General features: G+C 39.0%; 19 protein-coding genes. 11 read left to right on the plus strand and 8 right to left on the minus strand.

What is annotated here, in order from left to right; all coding sequences use genetic code 11:
- The first annotated feature begins 28 nt into the window (after positions 1-28).
- The 6 genes from hemA (at position 29) to rsmA (ending at position 6,996) form a co-directional block, all read left to right on the plus strand.
- Positions 29-1,336, plus strand: a complete 1,308-nt coding sequence (gene hemA, locus ICJ55_RS09080; protein WP_188156508.1) for a glutamyl-tRNA reductase — start codon at positions 29-31, stop codon at positions 1,334-1,336.
- Between the two features lie 146 nt (positions 1,337-1,482).
- The gene (gene der, locus ICJ55_RS09085) at positions 1,483-3,006 is read left to right on the plus strand and encodes a ribosome biogenesis GTPase Der (RefSeq protein WP_188156509.1); all 1,524 of its coding nucleotides are present in this window, start codon (positions 1,483-1,485) and stop codon (positions 3,004-3,006) included.
- Between the two features lie 62 nt (positions 3,007-3,068).
- Positions 3,069-4,496 carry a bifunctional D-glycero-beta-D-manno-heptose-7-phosphate kinase/D-glycero-beta-D-manno-heptose 1-phosphate adenylyltransferase HldE gene (hldE, locus tag ICJ55_RS09090; RefSeq protein WP_188156510.1) on the plus strand — a complete coding sequence of 476 codons (1,428 nt, stop codon included), beginning with the start codon at positions 3,069-3,071 and terminating at the stop codon, positions 4,494-4,496.
- A 4-nt stretch (positions 4,497-4,500) separates the two neighbouring features.
- Positions 4,501-5,049, plus strand: coding sequence for a bifunctional pyr operon transcriptional regulator/uracil phosphoribosyltransferase PyrR (pyrR, locus tag ICJ55_RS09095; protein WP_188156511.1), 549 nt, complete (start codon positions 4,501-4,503; stop codon positions 5,047-5,049).
- A gap of 75 nt (positions 5,050-5,124) precedes the next feature.
- Positions 5,125-6,069, plus strand: coding sequence for a peptidylprolyl isomerase (locus ICJ55_RS09100; RefSeq protein WP_188156512.1), 945 nt, complete (start codon positions 5,125-5,127; stop codon positions 6,067-6,069).
- Between the two features lie 60 nt (positions 6,070-6,129).
- Positions 6,130-6,996 carry a 16S rRNA (adenine(1518)-N(6)/adenine(1519)-N(6))-dimethyltransferase RsmA gene (rsmA, locus tag ICJ55_RS09105; RefSeq protein WP_188156513.1) on the plus strand — a complete coding sequence of 289 codons (867 nt, stop codon included), beginning with the start codon at positions 6,130-6,132 and terminating at the stop codon, positions 6,994-6,996.
- Positions 6,997-7,076: 80 nt separating this feature from the next.
- Here rsmA and upp read toward each other — a convergent pair whose 3' ends face one another.
- From upp to leuA, 7 genes are all read right to left on the minus strand, one after another.
- Positions 7,077-7,706 carry a uracil phosphoribosyltransferase gene (upp, locus tag ICJ55_RS09110; protein WP_188156514.1) on the minus strand — a complete coding sequence of 210 codons (630 nt, stop codon included), beginning with the start codon at positions 7,704-7,706 and terminating at the stop codon, positions 7,077-7,079.
- Between the two features lie 23 nt (positions 7,707-7,729).
- On the minus strand, positions 7,730-9,421 hold the full coding sequence (gene fadD, locus ICJ55_RS09115) for a long-chain-fatty-acid--CoA ligase FadD (protein WP_188156515.1): 1,692 nt from the start codon (positions 9,419-9,421) through the stop codon (positions 7,730-7,732).
- Positions 9,422-9,430: 9 nt separating this feature from the next.
- On the minus strand, positions 9,431-9,862 hold the full coding sequence (locus tag ICJ55_RS09120; protein ID WP_188156516.1) for a SoxR reducing system RseC family protein: 432 nt from the start codon (positions 9,860-9,862) through the stop codon (positions 9,431-9,433).
- The gene (locus tag ICJ55_RS09125; RefSeq protein ID WP_244141775.1) at positions 9,859-10,809 is read right to left on the minus strand and encodes a MucB/RseB C-terminal domain-containing protein; all 951 of its coding nucleotides are present in this window, start codon (positions 10,807-10,809) and stop codon (positions 9,859-9,861) included. Before ICJ55_RS09125 ends, ICJ55_RS09120 begins: the two co-directional genes overlap by 4 nt.
- A 188-nt stretch (positions 10,810-10,997) precedes the next feature.
- A complete protein-coding gene (locus tag ICJ55_RS09130; protein ID WP_188156518.1) occupies positions 10,998-11,609 on the minus strand; it encodes a sigma-E factor negative regulatory protein in 612 nt (203 codons plus the stop codon).
- Between the two features lie 47 nt (positions 11,610-11,656).
- Positions 11,657-12,229 (minus strand): RNA polymerase sigma factor RpoE, encoded by a 573-nt coding sequence (gene rpoE, locus ICJ55_RS09135; RefSeq protein WP_188156519.1) that lies wholly within the window; start codon positions 12,227-12,229, stop codon positions 11,657-11,659.
- Between the two features lie 235 nt (positions 12,230-12,464).
- Positions 12,465-14,009 carry a 2-isopropylmalate synthase gene (leuA, locus tag ICJ55_RS09140; RefSeq protein WP_188156520.1) on the minus strand — a complete coding sequence of 515 codons (1,545 nt, stop codon included), beginning with the start codon at positions 14,007-14,009 and terminating at the stop codon, positions 12,465-12,467.
- A gap of 476 nt (positions 14,010-14,485) precedes the next feature.
- On the opposite strand from leuA, the gene ICJ55_RS09145 reads away from it, so the two are divergent.
- Both ICJ55_RS09145 and ICJ55_RS09150 read left to right on the plus strand, forming a co-directional pair.
- Positions 14,486-15,301 (plus strand): Cof-type HAD-IIB family hydrolase, encoded by an 816-nt coding sequence (locus tag ICJ55_RS09145; protein WP_188156521.1) that lies wholly within the window; start codon positions 14,486-14,488, stop codon positions 15,299-15,301.
- 58 nt (positions 15,302-15,359) lie between these two features.
- Positions 15,360-16,523, plus strand: a complete 1,164-nt coding sequence (locus ICJ55_RS09150) for an efflux RND transporter periplasmic adaptor subunit (RefSeq protein WP_188156522.1) — start codon at positions 15,360-15,362, stop codon at positions 16,521-16,523.
- A 96-nt stretch (positions 16,524-16,619) separates the two neighbouring features.
- Here the strand turns inward: ICJ55_RS09150 and ICJ55_RS09155 are convergent, their stop codons facing one another.
- Positions 16,620-17,564, minus strand: coding sequence for a bile acid:sodium symporter family protein (locus tag ICJ55_RS09155; RefSeq protein WP_025236261.1), 945 nt, complete (start codon positions 17,562-17,564; stop codon positions 16,620-16,622).
- Between the two features lie 145 nt (positions 17,565-17,709).
- Here ICJ55_RS09155 and ICJ55_RS09160 point away from each other — a divergent pair, with 145 nt between their 5' ends.
- The 3 genes from ICJ55_RS09160 (at position 17,710) to greB (ending at position 20,495) form a co-directional block, all read left to right on the plus strand.
- Positions 17,710-18,531: a 5'-nucleotidase, lipoprotein e(P4) family gene (locus tag ICJ55_RS09160; RefSeq protein ID WP_188156523.1), complete on the plus strand. Its 822-nt coding sequence runs from the start codon at positions 17,710-17,712 to the stop codon at positions 18,529-18,531.
- Positions 18,532-18,681: 150 nt separating this feature from the next.
- Complete coding sequence (gene pepB, locus ICJ55_RS09165; protein WP_188156524.1) at positions 18,682-19,962, plus strand: aminopeptidase PepB; 1,281 nt, start codon at positions 18,682-18,684, stop codon at positions 19,960-19,962.
- Between the two features lie 50 nt (positions 19,963-20,012).
- A complete protein-coding gene (gene greB / locus ICJ55_RS09170) occupies positions 20,013-20,495 on the plus strand; it encodes a transcription elongation factor GreB (RefSeq protein WP_025236264.1) in 483 nt (160 codons plus the stop codon).
- Positions 20,496-20,516 lie beyond the last annotated feature (21 nt).

Raw genomic sequence — 20,516 nt, forward strand, 5'->3', positions numbered from 1 at the left:
TTAAATTTTATCTTTTCTGTGGGAAACAATGACAATTTTAGCTTTAGGGATTAATCATAAAACCGCTTCTGTGGGTTTAAGAGAGAAAGTCGCATTTGTTGATAACAAACGTGATCTCGCTCTTACTCAAATTCAAGAAAGCGGCTTAGCCGAAAGCGTTGTTATTCTTTCTACCTGTAACCGCACCGAACTCTATTTCCACCAACCGAATATTTCTCCTCGTGAAGAGAGTGAAGAGAATATCCAGTGGCGTGAACAATGTTTCCACTGGTTTGCTCAAATTCATCAGCTTGATGAAAATGAACTGCGTGAATGCCTCTATTTCAAACAAAATTTAGAGGCAGCCAATCATTTAATGAATGTAGCGAGCGGTTTAGATTCTCTGATTTTAGGCGAGCCTCAAATTTTAGGGCAAGTTAAGCAAGCCTACCAATTTAGCGAAGAGTTTTATCAGCAACATCAACGGACAATTTCGACCAAACTGTCCCGTTTGTTCCAACGTACCTTTGCAACCGCAAAACGTGTTCGTTCTGAAACGGAAATCGGCAGCCAAGCGGTTTCAGTCGCTTATGCTGCTTGTGGCTTAGCCCGCCAAATTTTCGATAACTTCGGCAAATTGCGTTTCTTGCTGGTAGGAGCAGGCGAAACCATTGAATTAGTGGCACGTTATTTAATTCAGCACGGTGCTAAAAATATTATGGTGGCAAACCGTACACATATCCGAGCGGAAATGCTGGCGGAAAAATTAAATGCCCCAATGCAAATTCTCTCATTGAGTGCATTGCAATTAGGCTTAAATCAAGCCGATGTAGTCATTAGCTCAACAGGCAGCCCTGACACTCTGATTACCAAAGAGATGGTAAGCATCGCCCAAAAACAACGTCAATTTGACCCTTTGCTATTAATTGATATTGCCGTTCCTCGTGATATTGATGAAAAAGCAGGTGAATTAGATGGCGTTTACTCATATAGCGTTGATGATTTACAAAATATCATTCAACGTAATATGGCTCAACGTGAAGAAGCAGCAAAGCAAGCAGCTGAAATTGTAAAAGAAGAGAGTAAAGCCTTCTTTGAATGGTTAAAACAGCAGCAATCAAGCGATCTTATCAAACGCTATCGCCAAGATGCTGAACAAATCCGCCAAGAATTGTTAGAGAAAGCTCTCCAAGCGATAAATCAAGGGCAAGATAGCCAGCGTGTTTTGAGTGAATTAAGTTACAAACTAACAAACCAACTGCTCCACGCCCCAACCCAAGCATTGCAATCTATGGCAAAAAGTGGAAACTCAACTGGCTTACAAAGTTTTTCTAAAGCACTTAAGCTAGAAGAATAATGTGTCTATAAATTGAATTTCGGACGTACCCAGTGCGTCTTACATATCCCCTATCCTTTCTTCTGATTTTAACTTTCCTCAAATTTCCGCTATAATAAGCCAATTTTTGCAACATATTGCAAATCACTGAATTTAGAGGATAAAAAATGACTCCTGTTGTTGCCCTAGTTGGCAGACCAAACGTAGGTAAATCTACTTTATTTAACCGCTTAACCCGCACTCGTGATGCCTTAGTGGCAGATTTCCCGGGCTTAACCCGTGACCGTAAATATGGTCACGCCAATATTGGTGGCTACGATTTTATCGTGATTGATACCGGTGGCATTGACGGCACAGAAGAAGGCGTGGAAGAAAAAATGGCAGAACAATCACTATTGGCGATTGAAGAAGCTGATGTCGTGCTATTTTTAGTTGATGCCCGTGCCGGCTTGTTACCCGCAGATATTGGCATTGCACAATATCTACGCCAACGTGAAAAAACCACCGTAGTGGTAGCTAACAAAACAGACGGAATTGATGCCGACTCCCACTGTGCGGAGTTTTATCAACTCGGTTTAGGCGAAGTGGAACAAATCGCTGCCGCTCAAGGGCGTGGCGTAACACAACTTATCGAGCAGGTTTTAGCTCCACTTGGTGAACAACTTAACGCCGATCAAGCGGTCATTTCTGACGAAAATGTTGCAAATGATGAAGAATCCGATGAATGGGATACAGATTTCGACTTCGACAATGAAGAAGACACCGCATTATTAGACGAAGCATTGGAAGAAGATGCTGAAGAGTCTATTGAAGATAAAAATATCAAAATTGCCATTGTCGGTAGACCAAACGTAGGTAAATCTACCCTAACTAACCGTATTTTAGGTGAAGAGCGTGTTGTCGTTTACGATATGCCGGGCACAACCCGTGACTCAATCTATATTCCAATGGAACGTGATGGTCAGCAATATACCATTATCGACACCGCCGGTGTGCGTAAACGTGGCAAGGTCAATTTAGCGGTTGAAAAATTCTCGGTAATCAAAACCTTACAAGCAATTCAAGATGCTAACGTGGTGCTTTTAACCATTGATGCCCGTGAAGGCATTTCAGACCAAGATTTATCACTACTCGGCTTTATTTTAAATGCCGGTCGCTCGTTAGTGATTGTGGTGAATAAGTGGGACGGCTTATCGCAAGATATTAAAGATCAAGTGAAGTCCGAATTAGATCGCCGTTTAGATTTTATTGACTTTGCCCGTGTCCATTTTATTTCTGCACTGCACGGTTCAGGGGTTGGCAATTTATTTGATTCTGTAAAAGAAGCCTACGCTTGTGCGACCCAAAAAACATCCACTTCAATGCTCACTCGTATTTTACGTATGGCAGCAGACGAACATCAACCACCATTGGTAAACGGTCGCCGTGTGAAATTGAAATATGCCCACCCGGGTGGATACAATCCGCCAATTATTGTGATCCACGGTAATCAGGTGGAAAAACTAGCGGATTCTTACAAACGCTATTTAAGCAACTATTTCCGTAAGAGTTTAAAAATTATCGGCTCACCAATTCGTATTTTGTTCCAAGAAGGGAACAACCCGTTTGCCGGTAAGAAAAACAAACTGACACCAAACCAACTGCGTAAACGTAAACGTTTGATGAAGTTTATTAAGAAAAGTAAGAAATAATTAGATAAATCTCCCCCTCCCCTCTTTAGAAAAGAGGGGCTAGGGGAGGGAGCAAGATAAATATGATGATGCAATACTCTCCAAAATTTAATAATGCCAAAGTGCTTGTGCTTGGTGATGTGATGTTAGACCGTTACTGGTTTGGTGCAACGAATCGTATTTCGCCGGAAGCTCCTGTGCCGGTGGTAAAAGTACAAGATATTGAAGAACGTGCAGGCGGTGCAGCAAACGTAGCAATGAATATTGCAAGTCTTGGTGTGCCAGTTACTCTTCACGGTTTAATTGGTCAAGATGATGCCGGAAGAGCGTTAGATAAATTACTTAATTCACACAATATCCAAAATCATTGTGTGGCAATTAATTCACACCCAACGATTACAAAATTACGGATTTTATCTCGTCATCAACAACTATTACGCTTGGATTTTGAAGAAGGTTTCCACAATGTGGATTCCACTGCATTACTTGCAAAACTTTCGCAAGAAATTACCGCTTACGGAGCGTTAATCTTATCGGATTACGGTAAAGGTACGCTTGAGTCTGTGCAGAAAATGATCCAAATTGCCCGACAAGCAAATGTGCCTGTATTAATCGACCCTAAAGGGACTGATTTTGAGCGTTATCGTGGTGCAACATTACTCACGCCAAATATGTCGGAGTTTGAAGCTGTTGTTGGGCACTGTAAAGATGACGATGAAATTGTGTCTAAAGGCTTGAAAATGATTGCTGATTTTGAGCTTTCAGCCTTGCTAGTTACTCGCTCAGAAAAAGGAATGACGTTACTTCGTCCAAATCAAGAGCCTTATCACTTACCAACTCAAGCAAAAGAAGTTTATGATGTAACAGGTGCGGGTGATACCGTAATTAGCGTATTAGCTACAGCGATTGCTGATGGTAGAGCTTACGAAGAAGCTTGTTATTTAGCCAATGCAGCAGCTGGTGTTGTGGTTGGCAAACTTGGCACATCAACCGTTAGCCCTGTTGAGTTAGAAAATGCCATTCATCAACGAGCCACGACAGGCTTTGGTGTAGTCTCCGAAGAAGAGCTAAAAGCTATTGTGTTAGAGGCAAAAAAACGTGGTGAGAAAATTGTAATGACAAACGGTTGTTTTGATATTCTCCACCCGGGGCACGTTTCTTATTTAGAAAATGCACGCAAATTAGGCGACCGCTTAATTGTGGCAGTAAATACCGACAATTCAGTTAAACGCTTGAAAGGCGAAGCTCGCCCAATTAATGATTTAGATGCCCGTATGGCTGTATTAGCCGGCTTAGCGTCTGTGGATTGGGTAGTGCCTTTTGATGAAGATACACCACAACGTTTAATTGGTGAAATCTTGCCTGATTTATTAGTAAAAGGTGGCGATTATAAACCTGAAGAAATCGCAGGTAGCCAAGAAGTATGGGCAAACGGTGGAGATGTTCGAGTACTAAACTTTGAAAACGGTTGTTCTACAACGAATGTGATTAAGAAAATTCAATCATTATAGTGCTATGGAAAAAATCATTATTGATACAGAGCAATTTCAGCGGATTATTTCTCGTATTTCCCATCAAATTATTGAAAAGCACGGGGATTTACAAGATGTCGTGATTGTTGGTATTAAACGCCGTGGGGCTGAAATTGCAGAACTTATTCAAAAGCGAATTGAAGAATTAGCACAAATCCAATTGCCTAATATGGAATTGGATATTACGTTCTATCGTGATGATTTGGATTTAATCTATCAAGATCCTGTATTTACCGGAGCAGAAAATCAACTCAATCTTAACAATAAAAAAGTGATTTTGGTTGATGATGTACTGTTTACGGGTAGAACTATTCGTGCCGCCTTAGATGCATTGCTTGATTTTGGCAGAGCTGCCAGAATTGAATTGGTTATTTTAGTAGATCGTGGTCATCGAGAATTGCCAATTCGAGCTGATTATGTAGGAAAAAATATCCCTACTGCAAAAAATGAGCAAATTCAGGTAAAAACCTTCTCTTATGATGGCATCAATCAAGTGGTCTTAGTTCCTGCAACGGATAAAGAAAGTACTTAATTTAAGTGAACCTTTTCGATAAACTTATCTCTAAGGAAAAGATTACTTATTATCTCCATTAGGATTGTTATAAAAATGAAATTAGTAAAATCATTGTTTGCTGTTGCGATTGCAACAATAAGTCTTACCCAAACTGCTCACGCTTTTGAAGAACGTGTAGTTGCGTTAGTAAACGATACCCCTGTAATGCAAAGCCAAGTTCAGCGTATACTTGGCAAGAAAAAAGTAACAGAAGCCTCTCATCGTGCAGCCGTCGATCAAGTTATTGACGATATGCTTGTACAACAAGCAATGAAAGAGGCTAATGTAAAAATCAGCCCGGCAGCAGTAAACCAAGCGGTTGAAAATGTGGCTATCCAGAATGGTATTACCTACGGTCAATTATTAGATGCGTTAGATTATCAAGGTATTACTTTAGAACAATTTAAACGCAATATTGCTCAACAAATGGCAATGGAGCAGGTTCGCCATATCAGCATTGGAAAAACCATTCAAGTTGCTCCTCAACAAGTTCAAGCATTAGCAAACGAATTAATGGCGAAAGATAAAGCAGCGGGTAAATTAAAAACGGTAGTTGGCAAAGAACATCGTGTGAGCCATATTTTGTTAAAAACAAACCCAATTTTAAACGATGCTCAAGCCAAAGCGAAATTAAATAGCTTAATTGCCGATATTAACTCTGGCAAAACAACTTTTGAAGAAGCAGCAAAAGCGAATTCTATGGATTACGCATCGGGTGCAGACGGTGGTGATTTAGGCTTTAACTTCTTAGAGATCTACGATCCTGCCTTTGCAAAAGTAGCCTCTAAGATGAAAACAAATCAAATTTCTGTACCATTTAAATCACAATTCGGTTGGCATATTCTAAAAGTAACCGATATTCGTGATGGCGACAGAACTGAAGATGCTTACCACCAACGAGCTTATCAGCAACTTGTGAACAAACAAGCAGAAGAAGCCTCGAAAGATTGGATTAAAGCATTAAGAAAAACCGCAAATATCCAATATGTTGATCAATAATTAAAAAATAACAAGAACCTCGCCTAGCGGGGTTCTTTTCTTATTTCAAAAGGGATAATAATGAGTTCACAAAATTCAAAAAAACATTTAGGTCATACCGCCCGTAAACGTTTCGGGCAAAACTTTTTACACGATATGAATGTCATTCACGGCATTGTGTCAGCAATTAATCCGAAAAAAGACGAATTTTTATTAGAAATTGGTCCGGGTTTAGCGGCATTAACAGAGCCAGTTGCAGAATTAGTTGATAAACTCACTGTAGTGGAAATTGACCGTGATTTGGCTGAACGTTTACGCCACCACCCATTTTTAAGTCAAAAATTGACGATTATTGAGCAAGATGCGTTACGTTTTAACTTCCGTGAATATTTTGAAAGCCAAAATTTAGGAAAAGATTCTGTTCGTGTGTTCGGTAACTTGCCTTACAACATCTCTACGCCATTAATTTTCCACTTATTGACGTTCCACGATCTGATTAAAGATATGCACTTTATGCTGCAAAAAGAAGTAGTAAAACGTTTATGTGCCGCTCCAAACAGCAAGGCATACGGCAGATTAACCATTATGGCTCAATATTACTGTCAAGTAATTCCTGTGCTTGAAGTACCGCCGACGGCATTTAAACCTGCACCGAAAGTGGATTCAGCCGTTGTACGCTTAATGCCTTACAATCAACTGCCGTATCCTGCTAAAGATGTTTATTGGCTCAACCGTGTAACCACACAAGCCTTTAGCCAACGTCGCAAAACATTACGCAATGCCCTCTCTACTCTCTTTAGTGCAGAACAGTTAGAAGCATTAGGTATTGATTTAACTGCTCGTGCAGAGAATCTCACCATTGCCGACTATGTTCGTTTGGCTAACTGGTTATATGAAAATCCACCGGCTATTGATACATCAGAAGAATTAGTTGATGAAGATTATTAAAAAGTAAAACAACAAGCGGTCATATTTGGTAAAAAATTTACAAAATATGGCCGCTTGTATTTTATATGGAAACTTAAAAACTATTTTGTACCGAAAATTTTATCACCGGCATCGCCTAAGCCTGGAATGATATATCCTTTCTCGTTTAAGTGGCTATCAATTGATGCAGTGTAGAGTTCCACATCAGGGTGTGCTTCTTCCAGCACTTTAATCCCTTCTGGGGCAGCAACTAATACTAATACTTTGATGTGTTTACAGCCTGCTTTTTTCAGTAGATCAATAGTTGCAACCATTGAACCGCCTGTTGCTAACATTGGGTCTGTGATAATGGCTAAACGTTCAGCGACGTCGTTCGCTAATTTTGAAAAATACGGAACAGGTTTTAGAGTTTCTTCATCACGGTAAATCCCAACTACACTAATTCTGGCACTTGGAATATGCTCCAAAACGCCGTCCATCATACCCAAACCTGCACGCAAAATTGGTACGACGGTCACTTTTTTGCCTTTAATTCGCTCAACTGAAATTTTATTACCACTCCAGCCATTAATTTCGACATTTTCCATTTCTAAATCTTTGGTTGCTTCGTAAGTTAAAAGACTGCCAATTTCGTTGGCTAACTCACGGAAATCTTTTGTGCTGATTTCCGCCTCACGCATTAAACCTAATTTATGTTTTACCAGTGGGTGTTTTACTTCAACAATTTTCATTGTAAGCTCCTTAATTAAATAATTTAAATGTTATTAATCGTTGATTTTGCTAATTCTTCATCTCTTAATACACGGCGAAGAATTTTACCAACATTACTTTTTGGTAGTTCATCTCTAAACTCAATATCACGTGGAATTTTATAGCCTGTTAGGAATTGGCGACAGTAACTACGAAGTTCATCACGAGTTAAACTTTCATCTTTTTTCGTTACAAAAATTTTAATACTTTCGCCAGAAGCCTCGCTTGGCACTCCTATAGCGACAACTTCATTCACTTTAGGATTTTGTGAAACCACTTCTTCAATTTCGGTTGGATAAACGTTAAAGCCGGATACGATGATCATATCTTTTTTGCGATCGACAATGCGTAAATTGAGATCTTCACCCATTACGACAATATCGCCTGTTGCCATCCAACCGTCTTTTAATACTTGAGCAGTATCTTCAGGACGATTCCAATAACCTTGCATTACTTGAGGACCTTTAACCAATAGCTCTCCTCTTTCACCAAGCGGGAGTTCGTTACCTTCATCATCTACAATGCGGATGTCCGTATTGGGTACAGGTACGCCAATTGAACCTGAATATTCCACAGAATCGCTCCGTGTTGCAGAAATAAGCGGCGAACATTCTGTCATTCCATAGCCTTCGATAATATGCACGCCGGTTAAATCGTGCCAGCGTTTAGCTACACTTGATTGAATTGCAGCCCCACCGCCAACACTCAATTTTAAGTTAGAAAAATCTACTTCTTTAAAACTTGGATTATTCAATAACGCATTAAATAATGTATTTACGCCTGTAATAATAGATACATTATATTTCTTTAACTCTTTGATAAATCCAGGAATATCGCGTGGGTTAGTAATTAATAGCCCTGTCAGACCTAACTCAATAAAGAGCAGGCAATTTAAAGAAAGGGCTAAAACGTGATATAGCGGTAACGGCACAAGCCCAATCATACCAGTTGTATTTCCTAGCAGTGGCTCTACAATCCATTTGGCTTGCATCATATTTGCAATTAAGTTTTGATGCGTTAGCATTGCCCCTTTCGCTACGCCTGTTGTACCTCCAGTGTATTGTAAAAAGGCGAGATCACTACTTGCAATATTCGGTTTTACATATTGTCTTTGCTTACCAATGCTTAATGCCTCTCTAAAACTAACAGCGTGCGGTAATTTATATTTAGGCACTAATTTCTTCACATATTTAACCACGAAATTAACTAAAGTACGTTTACCAAATGAGAGCTGGTCGCCCATTCGAGTTAAAATAACATGTTTAATATTGGTATTAAAAACTACTTTTTCTAACGTCGCCGCAAAGTTGGAGACAATTACAATCGCCTTAGCACCACTATCGTTAAGTTGATGTTCTAATTCACGCGGAGTGTAAAGCGGATTAACATTTACCACCACTAAACCGGCACGCAACGCTCCGAATAATGCAATCGGATATTGCAATAAATTTGGCATCATTAATGCAATACGATCGCCTTTTTGTAAGCGTAATTCATTTTGCAAATAGGCAGCGAAAGAGCGACTACGTTCTTCTAATTTGCGAAAGGTCAGAATTTGCCCCATATTAATATAAGCCGGAATATCCGGGTGGCGTTTTATTGCAGCTTCAAACATCTCTACTAGCGATTCATATTGATTCATTTCAATTGTTTTTGGCGAATAGGGAGGGTAATTGTTAAACCATATTTTTTCCATTCTAGTCTCCTAAACCTTACCTAAAAAGATAGGCGAAAAATTTGCTTGCTGAGTGCGTTTATCGATCAATTTTCTTACACCCCAGAAACTCATTCCTGTAAAAAGCAACATCACAAATAACACTATAAGTTCATTTGCAAAAAATTGTGAAAATCCGACCGCTGTTATAATTAAAACAAACAGCGGAATACCGTAAATTAAAAAGACACTTTTTAGTAATGTATTTTCAGCTAAACCCAACTGAATTTTATCACCCACATTTAACGGCTCATTAACCGTAAGACTAAAACGTGGAGCTATTTTTTCACCGGCTAATGCTGATAATGCTTTTGTACCACAAGCTACCTTTGCAGCACAACTGCCACAGCCACTTTTGGCATAACACTGTACAATTGCAATACCATTGTGATATTCAACTACGGTCGCTTCCTCTATCATCATTGAGAAGCCTCCTCTTTAAACTGAATATTTTTTAAAATATGCTTAGCCGCTTGTAATGGTACATCACCAATAATAACTATATCTTTATCATTAATCGTCTGATTTAAAAAAGTTAATTTGCCTTGTTGCCCAGCATAGCCATCAAAATTTGTACCTTGACTCGGCATTACATAAATCGTAAAACTCAATAAACCATCGCTATATAAACGGCTATCAACATATTCTGTGTCAAACTGATAAGTAGCTCCGCTTACGGTTTGGCTTTTCATCAAGCGAAAACCTGTCGGTAACTCATTTACTTCCCAATGATAAGGCGATTTTATCTCTTCTTTTTGGGTAGAAGTTAATGTTGGTAGCATTAAAACATCAATCGCATTAGCAATCATCGCAATTTCTTGAGATTGATAAAGCTGCAGCACTCGAAATTCTTCTAACACCACATTATCTTCATTTTGTAACTGGCTTTTTAGTAATAAATTGGTCTCTTCATCAATCCAAAGTGTGTAAGAATAGCGAAAATTATCTTTTGGTAAAATGCGAATCACTTTCGCCATTCTATCGGCAATACGATCTTTACCCACATCTAAGAAAACATAACCTTTTAAGTGATGATAATCAGCGTAAATGACATTGGGGAGGTTATCTAAAATATGTGAACTGTTTAAACTAAAAGGACGGAAATTATATCCTAAATAGCTGACATTACTATCTTTCAGGATAATCTCTTCTCGATTGTGATCTAGATTTAATAATTGGGCATACTCTTTATCATTAACAAATGCGTGGCGTAAACGGAAAGATTCTATACCTTCTTGCTGAAGAATATAGAACAATTCGTAATTTGATTTTTTATGAGCGTCAGCCATTGAGGATAAATACAGCAAAGGCGTTTTAATTCCTGTATCTGCCAGTGCAAAAGCAGAACAAGCGAAAATAGCTATGAACATCAAAAAATATTTTCTTATCTTAATAAACATATTTATTCTCAAACCCCAATTAAACTGACTTATTCTATCAAAAAATTTAAATCATTTCGCTATTAGTAAGTAATTTCTTGTCTTTTCGCTACATTTACATACAAAAAGCCACATAATTATCAGTTAATTATGTGGCTTCTCACTTATCTTAATCTATCTTATCTATTTTGCTGTTCTACTTGATTTGAAGAAGTTCTAGACTTCTGTTTTTCTTCTTCTGATAAAGTTACACCCTGTACTGTATTTGTACGACGTTGTAATTCGTGATTTTCTAATAACGCATTAATTTTACGTTGCTGAAGCTCTAACTGTTCAGCAGTTGGCTGATCTTTCTCCGGTGCATTATAACTTACCGCTTCAACAGAGTTGCTGAAAGGTAAAGTCTGCAATACAGGCTGAGTTTGAGCCACTTCTTCATTAGCATTAAATGAATTTACACCAAATACGGCAACTAAGCAGACTGAAGCAGCGACACCTGCTTGTAAAAGTGGGGTACTCCAACGTTTAAGTTTAAGCAATAAGCCTCTTGGTTTTTCAGACGAGCCTTGAGATTCAATTTCCTCATTTTCAAGCAATGCTTCCATTTTGGCAGAAAAATCTGCACCTAAGATAACCTCATCGCCTTGCATCACGCTACGAATAGTGTGATAGCTTGCCCATTTTTGCTGTAATTCAGGGCTATTGGTTAAGGTTTCTAAAAACTCTTTATCAACATCTTGCCCGTCCATATAAGCAGAAAGGTATTCGTGTTGAGTAATGCGTTGTTGCATAATCGGCTCCAATGATTTTTGAGATTTTTTAAAACTATTTATTTAACTTACTGCATAAGTGGATTAACTTTTGCATCAATTGCTTCCCTTGCACGGAAAATACGCGAACGCACTGTTCCTACCGGGCATTCCATCACTTCTGCGATTTCTTCATAGCTTAAACCTTCTAATTCCCTTAAACGAATAGCGGTTTTAAGCTCTTCAGGTAAACTTTCAATCGTATCAAATACGACTTTCTTTAATTCTTCAGATAACACCAGATTTTCAGGTGTATCGCTCTCACGAAGCTGAGTACCAACATCATAGCTTTCAGCATCTTCGGCTAAAATATCCTCTTTTGGAGGTCTTCTGCCTAATGAAGTTAAATGATTTTTTGCAGTATTAACCGCAATACGATAAAGCCAAGTATAAAAAGCACTTTCCCCACGGAAAGATTCTAAAGAACGGTAGGCTTTAATAAAAGACTCTTGCACAATGTCCGGAATATCATCTCTTGCAACATAACGAGTAAGCAAACCGGCTACTCTGTTTTGATAACGTACTACAAGTAAATTAAATGCTTTTTTATCACCTTTTTGTGCTTTTTCGACTAATTCTTGGTCGGTGATCTGTTCGCTCAACTGCGGACTCTCCTAATAAACGTGTCATTTCCATTGCACACTTCTTTAGTGTGTGCCTAATATAAAAAGTTCAAAAAATTTATCTTTTTCCTTAAATTTTTTACTTTCTTGATAAAACCTTAAAAAATACCAATAAGAAAGCGGTCGGATTTTATCGAAATTTTGCAAAAATTTCAAAAAATCTGACCGCTTGTATCGCATTGAAAAGAGCAAATTGTAATTTGCCTCTAATTTATTATTTCTTCGCTTTGATATCTGCCACTTTCTGTGAACGATAAATTGCATTAATTGCGTGAATTAATGCTCGTGCTGAACTTTCGACAATATCGGTTGCTAAACCAACACCGTGGAATTTTCTGCCATCATATTCCACTACGATATCCACTTGCCCTAAGGCTTCTGCACCCTCGCCTTTTGCCGTTAAGTTATAGTGCGACATTTTTAGCTCCATACCCACAATCTTCATAATTGCATTATAAGTTGCTTCAACTGGACCATTACCGCCCTGCGAAGTTGCACTTTGACGAACACCGTCTAGTTCTACTTGTACAAATGCAGATGCCGGCAAACCGCTAATCAGCTGGGTCGTAATCACATCTAGTTTTAATCTATTTTCTTCACCTTGTTGCATATCAATAAAAGCAAGAGCTTCTAAATCATAATCGAAAACCTGCCCTTTTTTATCTGCAAGCTGTAGGAAAGCCTCATAGAGCTTATCTAAATCGTAATCCGCTTCAGTATAGCCCATATCCGCCATATGCCCTTTAACTGCTGCACGACCTGAACGAGCCGTTAAATTTAACTTCTCTTTTTTCAAGCCGATGGTTTCAGGCGACATAATTTCATAGGTATTTTTGTTTTTAAGCATACCATCTTGGTGAATGCCTGATGAGTGAGCAAACGCATTGCTGCCCACAATCGCTTTATTCGGCTGAATTGGCATATTGCAAAGCTGACTTACCATTTGGCTTACACGATGAATTTCTTGAGTATTTATGCGAGTGTCCACGCCCATAAATTCTTGGCGGGTTTTAATTGCCATTACCACTTCTTCTAATGCAGTATTGCCCGCACGTTCGCCAATGCCGTTGATGGTACATTCGATCTGCCTTGCTCCGTTTTGCACCGCTGTTAATGAGTTCGCTGTAGCCATTCCTAAATCGTTATGACAATGTACAGAAACGATAGCTTTATCAATATTCGGCACTCGGTTCATTACTTGATGAATAATATTGCCGTATTCATTCGGCAAGCAGAAACCGACCGTATCCGGAATATTGACTGTAGTTGCCCCTGCATTAATGGCAGCTTCTACAATACGGCAGATATTATCAATCCCTGTTCGACCTGCATCTTCACACGAAAATTCAACATCATCGGTATAGCCACGAGCACGTTTTACCGCCGCTACTGCCATTTCTACCACATCATCAAATGAACGCTTTAATTTTGCTTCAACGTGCAAAGCAGAACTCGCAATAAAGGTATGAATACGAAATGCTTCTGCTACTTTTAAGGCTTCATAAGCAGCATCAATATCTTTTGCTACCGCACGGGAAAGTGCAGCAACACGGCTGTTTTTAATATGACGAGCAATAGTTTGTACCGATTCAAAATCGCCCGCTGAAGAAACAGGAAATCCCACTTCCATTACATCAACGCCTAAACGCTCCAATGCGAGTGCAATTTGTAGTTTCTCTTTTACCGTTAAACTCGCTTTTAGGGATTGTTCGCCATCACGCAGTGTTGTATCAAAAATAATAATGTTATTGTTGCTCATAATAAAACCTTCATTTTATTGGGATAAAAAAAGCCCGCATTTTAAGTGCGGGCAAGAATGTGGATAGTCCATTTACTTTTTCCAACCAGTCTTTATCCTCGCACAGAATACGATAACAGAGATAATCGGAGTAAGGTAAATTTTTCCATATGTTGTGTTGTGTGTTTATGTTTGCATTGTTATTCGCTAATGGGGTGTATATTAGCTTTATCTAAGGCAATGTCAATAGCATTTTTCACTTTACGCAACCGTTTAACTTTAATTAAAGACTAGTCATACCAGAACATTATATTACTATTAGCAACACTTTTAGCTAAAAATTCCAAATGAAAAAAATAATATAATACAATACATTAATTTTAATGATATTTAGAATTTTAAAAAATTCTAAAAAATAATTTTTAATTTATTATTCTCTTTGAAGTTTCAACTCAAATTTGATAGCCTCTTGCATTATTTACTGCTGAGGATACACAATGACCCTACCATTTCGTGCCATTATTTCCGATCTCGACGGCACTCTGCTAAATGCAAATCATAAAATTGGTGATTTTACGATTGATACATTAGAAAAATTATCGCAAAAAGGGATAGATATTTTTCTTGCCACCGGCAGAAATTACCCTGATGTTTCGCATATTATCAGTAAAATGAATGTTAAAAATGCAATGCTGGTTACATCAAACGGAGCAAGAGCTAATAATTTAGACGGCGAAAAAATTGTCAGCCATTACTTGCCTGAAGATATCGCCGTTGAATTAATGAATATTGAATTTGACGATAAAAATGTTTGCTTAAACAGTTATCAAGGCGATGAATGGTTTATCAATAAAGAGATTCCACAACTGAAACAGTTCCATCAAGAATCCGGTTTTGGTTATCAAGTGGCTGATTTTTCTAACCACCACGGCAGAGAAACAGAGAAAGTCTTTTTTATCGGCAGAACGCCTGAAGCCTTAACCCCGATTGAAAATTACATTCAAGCAACTTATGGCGATAACGTACAAATGACCTATTCCGCTCTACTCTGCCTTGAAGTAATGGCAAAGGGCGTTTGTAAAGCGAATGCGTTGGAAGAGTTAGTGAAATTACGAGGCTACAGATTACAAGATTGCATTGCCTTTGGCGACGGTATGAATGATGTAGAAATGTTGAACTTAGCGGGCAAAGGCTGTCTAATGGCAAATGCCGATCCTCGCTTAAAATTAGCATTACCAAACAATGAAGTGATTGGATACAACAAAGACGAAGCGGTTGCCAGTTATATTCGAGCCACTTTTGGTATCATCTAATTGCAAATTTTTCTCTAAAAATGACCGCTTGTAGCACAATATATCACAAAGGAAGAGTATGAAACGTAAAACATTAGCTACACTTGTGCTAATTGCCGCTGTCGGAATAGGCGGATATTTTTACTACACTCAGCAAAATAATGAACCACAAATTCATTATATTACTGAAGCGGTTAGTCGTGCCGAAATCAATAAAAATGTGCTTGCTACAGGATCAGTACGAGCAAGCAAACGCACCGAAGTTGGGGCTCAAGTTTCGGGTAAAATCCAAAAACTCTATGTCGAATTAGGACAAACCGTTAAACAGGGCGATTTGATTGCAGATATTGATTCAAGCAATCAAAACAACACTTTGAGCACCGCTCAAGCTCAACTTGCTTCGTACAAAGCACAGCTAACCTCCGCACAGGTTGCCCTTGAAGTGGCTCAGTCTAATTACAACCGATTAACTAAATTATATCGAGCCAGCAGTGCAGCCTTAGCAGATGTCGAAACCGCAAAAAACACCTTAGCTTCCGCCAAAGCAACGGTTGATAACATCAAAGCACAATTAAAATCGGCAGAAATCTCGGTGAATGATGCTCAAACCAATTTGAATTACACTCAAATCATTTCACCAATGGACGGCGTGATTGTGTCTGTACCGGTTTCCGTCGGGCAGACAGTTAATTCTAATCAAACATCGCCAACTATTGTGCAAGTAGCTGATTTATCTAAAATGCTGATTAAACTTGAGATTTCAGAAGGCGATATTGCCCAAGTAAAAGTCGGGCAACAAGTCAAATTTTCCACCCTTGCCGATCCTAATCGAGAGTATTTAGCAACCATTGATTCGGTTGATCCTGCCCTCACTACACTTACCGATAACAACTATACCGAACAATCAGGTAACACGGAGGCAGTTTATTACTATGCGAATGTTTCGATTGATAATGCCGATAGCAGCTTACGCATTGGAATGACAACACAAGCTCAAATTACCATTGATAAACGGGAGCAAGTGTTAGTTGTTCCCACTAACGTGATTAAAAAACGTGGAAAAGAAAATTATGTTTTGGTACTAGAAAATGGTCAATCAGTGGAGAAACCAATCCAAATTGGTATTTCTGATACACAAAATACCGAAGTTGTAGCGGGCTTAAACGAAGGCGATCAGGTTATTGTTACGCAAAGAGCGGATGGAGAAAAAATAAGCACAACACGAGGACCAAGAATTCTCTAAATCCTTTCTAAATAACAAGCGGTTAAATTTCCTTCATATTTTGCAAAAAATAAGAAAAATTTAACCGCTTGCCTGTTTCTATATTAAAACGAATATTTATTTCTCATTATCGTTCTTCATCTTCGCGAAAATCATCGCCAAGATAGGACCTGAAATATTGTGCCAGAAGCTAAATACTGCACTTGGCACAGCAATCACAGGATTTGCTTTAAAGTGTAATGCGGCAAGTGCTGCCCCTAAACCTGAGTTCTGCATACCCACTTCAATTGCTACTGCTTTGCTATCTGCAATAGGCAGTTTAAATAAGCGGCTCGCTAAATAACCGATTAGATAACCTAAACCGTTATGTAAGGCGACCACTGCAAAAATTAATAAACCGGATTCAATAATGCGATCACGACTCACTGAAACCACCGCCGTTACAATTAATACAATCGCAATCACTGAAATTAACGGCATTGTTTGGCTGAACTGCTCTACTTTCTGCTTGAAGATAGTACGAATAACGACGCCAACAAAAATAGGCAACAACACCATTTGTAGCACAGAAATAAACATCGCCGTTGCATTAATTTCTAACCACTGGCTGGCAAATAAGTAGAAAATAGCAGGAGTTAAAACAGGTGCTAATAAGGTTGAAATGGTTGTGCAAGCCACCGATAAAGCCGTGTTACCACGAGCTAAATAAGTCATCACATTTGACGATGTTCCACCCGGACAACAGCCAACTAAAATTACACCAATGGCTAAATCAGGCGGTAAATTAAATGCTTTTGCCAATCCATAAGCAACACTTGGCATTACCACGAATTGAGCGATAACACCGATAATCACTGATTTTGGATTTTTTGTAACTTCAGCAAAATCTTTGAATGTTAAGGTTAAGCCCATTCCAAGCATTACGATACCTAAAAGATATGGAATCCAAGGAACAAATTGTTTAAAAGTTTCAGGGAATTGTGCCGCAATGAAAGCGAAAACCACCACCCAAATAGCGAAAGTTTTGCTAACAAATTGCGTAAATTTTAATAATGTTTGCATATTGCCTCTATATTGTTATAAAAAGGTTAATAGCCTAACTTAGTTTTCAGTAAAAGTGAATAGCGGTCATAAAAACTATAGTAATGAATGCCTCTTTTTAGGTATAATCATTTCGTTTATCAACAAAAAATTTAAGGATATCTTTATGAAAAACTTAAAACTTTCCGCAATGAGCCTCACCGCTTTATTCGTTCTAACCGCTTGTACTCACACTCACTCAAATAGTGATGAACATCATCAAATGGTGTTGCAAGAGCAAGCAACCTTAGGCATAAATTGGGTACAACAATCCGGTGAATACCAAGCTTTAGCTCATCAAGCATTTAACACGGCAAAAGTTGCTTTTGATCAGGCAAAAGTGAAAAAAGGCAAGAAAAAAGCCGTTGTTGTTGATTTAGATGAAACAATGATGGATAACAGCCCATACGCAGGCTGGCAAGTAAAAAATCATAAGCCTTTTGATGGCGAAAGCTGGACACGCTGGGTAAATGCCCGTCAAACTGGAGCTATTGCCGGTGCAGTTGAATTTAACAACTATGTGAACAGCCATAAAGGCACGGTATTTTATGTTTCAAACCGTAAAGATGACGGCGAAAAAGCAGGCACTATCGATGATATGAACAAACTCGGCTTTAGTGGCGTAAGTGAAAAAACGTTATTCTTGAAAAAAGATAAATCAAACAAAACCCCTCGTTTTGAAGAAATCGAAAAACAAGGTTATGAGATCGTGCTTTATGTGGGCGATAACCTAAACGATTTCGGTGATGCAACTTACCGCAAATCAAACGCAGAACGCCGTGCGTTTGTGGCAGAAAACAGCAAATTGTTCGGTAAAAAATTTATTATATTACCAAACCCGAACTATGGCGACTGGGAAGGTGGTTTAGATAAAAATTACTACAAAGGCAATGCCGAAAGTCGTGTAAAAATCCGCCACAATGCAATCAATGCGTGGGACGGTAAATAATCCGCTCGACTATTTGTAAAAAATCACTAAACAACGACCGCTTGTAAATCTTTTATCCGATTACAAGCGGTCATTTTTCTATAAAACTTTGCAAAAGTTTGTTAGGATAACCACGCTTTCAACTCATACTAAAACAATAAGGAACGAACAATGACAGCAATGAAAATTACCCTTTCCCAACAAGCCGCCCCTGAAATTTGGGGAAAAAACGCTCTACTTTCCGTTAATAATGCAGGCTTTATCGTTCACAATCCCAAAAACGATGTAGCCACTATTCAAAAAGCCGCCCGTAAAATTAAAAATCAAGGCATATTGAATGTGGCATTAGCTGGCGATGGCTGGAATTTAGAAGAGTGCTGGGCGTTCCATCAAGGTTTCAATTCAGTTAAAAATCAAGGATCTGTAGAATACCCTAATTTAGGCGAACAACAAGCGGAATTTGATAACCGAGTAAAATGTGCTACTTTCGTGCGTGAGTTAATTAACGAGCCGTCTGAGAGCTTAACCCCTGAAAAATTGGCTCAACAAGCGGTCGAATTTATCCAAAATATTGCAAAAACAAATACGGTTTCTTATAAGATAATTCGTGGCGAAGAATTAAAAGAACAGAGCTATCACGGTATTTGGGCAGTCGGCAAAGGCTCAAGTAACCCGCCTGCTTTATTAAAATTAGACTTTAACCCAACCGGTGATGAAAACTCCCCTGTACTTGCTTGCTTAGTTGGTAAAGGGATTACCTTCGACACCGGCGGCTACAGTTTAAAACCAAGTGATGGAATGAGCACAATGCGTACCGATATGGGCGGAGCGGCACTCTTAACAGGCTCACTTGCTTTTGCGATTTCTCGTGGTTTAAACAAACGTGTAAAACTTTATCTCTGCTGTGCGGAAAATATGGTCAGCCACAACGCATTCAAATTGGGCGATATCATTACTTACCGCAACGGCGTTACTGTTGAAGTGCTCAATACTGATGCGGAAGGGCGTTTGGTGCTAGCTGATGGTTTAATTGATGCATCAAAACAAAATCCACAATTTATTATTGATGCAGCAACCTTAACAGGTGCAGCAAAAGTGGCGGTGGGGAACGACTACCATTCCGTGCTTTCAATGGATGATAACCTAACAAACGCTCTATTCAGCTCGGCAAAAGATGAAAACGAACCATTCTGGCGTTTACCTTTTGAAGAACTCCACCGAGGGCAAATTTCTTCTTCATTCGCTGATATTGCTAATATCGGTTCTGTACCCGTTGGGGCGGGGGCAAGTACGGCAACCGCATTTTTATCTTACTTTGTAGAAAACTACCAGCAAAACTGGTTACATATTGATGCTTCTGCTACATTCCGCAAAACCGCAAGCGATTTATGGGCAGCGGGTGCAACAGGGCTTGGTATCAAAACAATCGCAAATTTGTTACTCTCAAAATAACAGGCTTCGTAGGGCAGCTTGCAATTTGCCCCACAAACAATTGAATAATTATGGCTAAATCAAATTACATTACCCGCTCAGGCTGGCAAGCCTTAGATCAAGAGCTGAAATTTTTATGGAAAGAAGAACGCCCAAAAGTTACGCAAGCGGTTTCTGATGCAGCGGCACTGGGCGACCGCAGCGAAAATGCGGAATATATTTACGGTAAACGTCGCTTGCGTGAAATCGATCGCCGTGTGCGTTTTCTCTCTAAACGGCTAGAGGTATTACAAATTGTCGATTATCACCCGAAACAAGAAGGCAAAGTCTTTTTTGGAGCTTGGATTGAGCTCGAAAATGAAGAAGGCGAGGCGAAACAATATCGCATTGTTGGTTGTGATGAATTTGACCCGGCAAAAAACTGGATTTCGATAGACTCTCCGGTCGCCCGTGCGTTAATCGGCAAACAGGTGGACGATGAAATTCGGGTAGAAACACCTATGGGAAAAGTGTTGCTTTATATTAACAAGATTTGGTATGAGCAAGCGGGCTAATCATTTGTAGGGGCAAATTGC

Source organism: Mannheimia bovis, from assembly GCF_014541205.1.
GTDB classification, from domain to species: Bacteria; Pseudomonadota; Gammaproteobacteria; order Enterobacterales; family Pasteurellaceae; genus Mannheimia; species Mannheimia bovis.

What these genes read in the sequence shown, in the direction of transcription:
- hemA (WP_188156508.1), top strand. Translation starts at nt 29, where the DNA reads ATGACAATTTTAGCTTTAGGGATTAATCATAAAACCGCTTCTGTGGGT.
- der (WP_188156509.1), top strand. Translation starts at nt 1,483, where the DNA reads ATGACTCCTGTTGTTGCCCTAGTTGGCAGACCAAACGTAGGTAAATCT.
- hldE (WP_188156510.1), top strand. Translation starts at nt 3,069, where the DNA reads ATGATGATGCAATACTCTCCAAAATTTAATAATGCCAAAGTGCTTGTG.
- pyrR (WP_188156511.1), top strand. Translation starts at nt 4,501, where the DNA reads ATGGAAAAAATCATTATTGATACAGAGCAATTTCAGCGGATTATTTCT.
- ICJ55_RS09100 (WP_188156512.1), top strand. Translation starts at nt 5,125, where the DNA reads ATGAAATTAGTAAAATCATTGTTTGCTGTTGCGATTGCAACAATAAGT.
- rsmA (WP_188156513.1), top strand. Translation starts at nt 6,130, where the DNA reads ATGAGTTCACAAAATTCAAAAAAACATTTAGGTCATACCGCCCGTAAA.
- upp (WP_188156514.1), bottom strand. Translation starts at nt 7,706, where the DNA reads ATGAAAATTGTTGAAGTAAAACACCCACTGGTAAAACATAAATTAGGT.
- fadD (WP_188156515.1), bottom strand. Translation starts at nt 9,421, where the DNA reads ATGGAAAAAATATGGTTTAACAATTACCCTCCCTATTCGCCAAAAACA.
- ICJ55_RS09120 (WP_188156516.1), bottom strand. Translation starts at nt 9,862, where the DNA reads ATGATGATAGAGGAAGCGACCGTAGTTGAATATCACAATGGTATTGCA.
- ICJ55_RS09125 (WP_244141775.1), bottom strand. Translation starts at nt 10,809, where the DNA reads ATGTTCATAGCTATTTTCGCTTGTTCTGCTTTTGCACTGGCAGATACA.
- ICJ55_RS09130 (WP_188156518.1), bottom strand. Translation starts at nt 11,609, where the DNA reads ATGCAACAACGCATTACTCAACACGAATACCTTTCTGCTTATATGGAC.
- leuA (WP_188156520.1), bottom strand. Translation starts at nt 14,009, where the DNA reads ATGAGCAACAATAACATTATTATTTTTGATACAACACTGCGTGATGGC.
- ICJ55_RS09145 (WP_188156521.1), top strand. Translation starts at nt 14,486, where the DNA reads ATGACCCTACCATTTCGTGCCATTATTTCCGATCTCGACGGCACTCTG.
- ICJ55_RS09150 (WP_188156522.1), top strand. Translation starts at nt 15,360, where the DNA reads ATGAAACGTAAAACATTAGCTACACTTGTGCTAATTGCCGCTGTCGGA.
- ICJ55_RS09155 (WP_025236261.1), bottom strand. Translation starts at nt 17,564, where the DNA reads ATGCAAACATTATTAAAATTTACGCAATTTGTTAGCAAAACTTTCGCT.
- ICJ55_RS09160 (WP_188156523.1), top strand. Translation starts at nt 17,710, where the DNA reads ATGAAAAACTTAAAACTTTCCGCAATGAGCCTCACCGCTTTATTCGTT.
- pepB (WP_188156524.1), top strand. Translation starts at nt 18,682, where the DNA reads ATGACAGCAATGAAAATTACCCTTTCCCAACAAGCCGCCCCTGAAATT.
- greB (WP_025236264.1), top strand. Translation starts at nt 20,013, where the DNA reads ATGGCTAAATCAAATTACATTACCCGCTCAGGCTGGCAAGCCTTAGAT.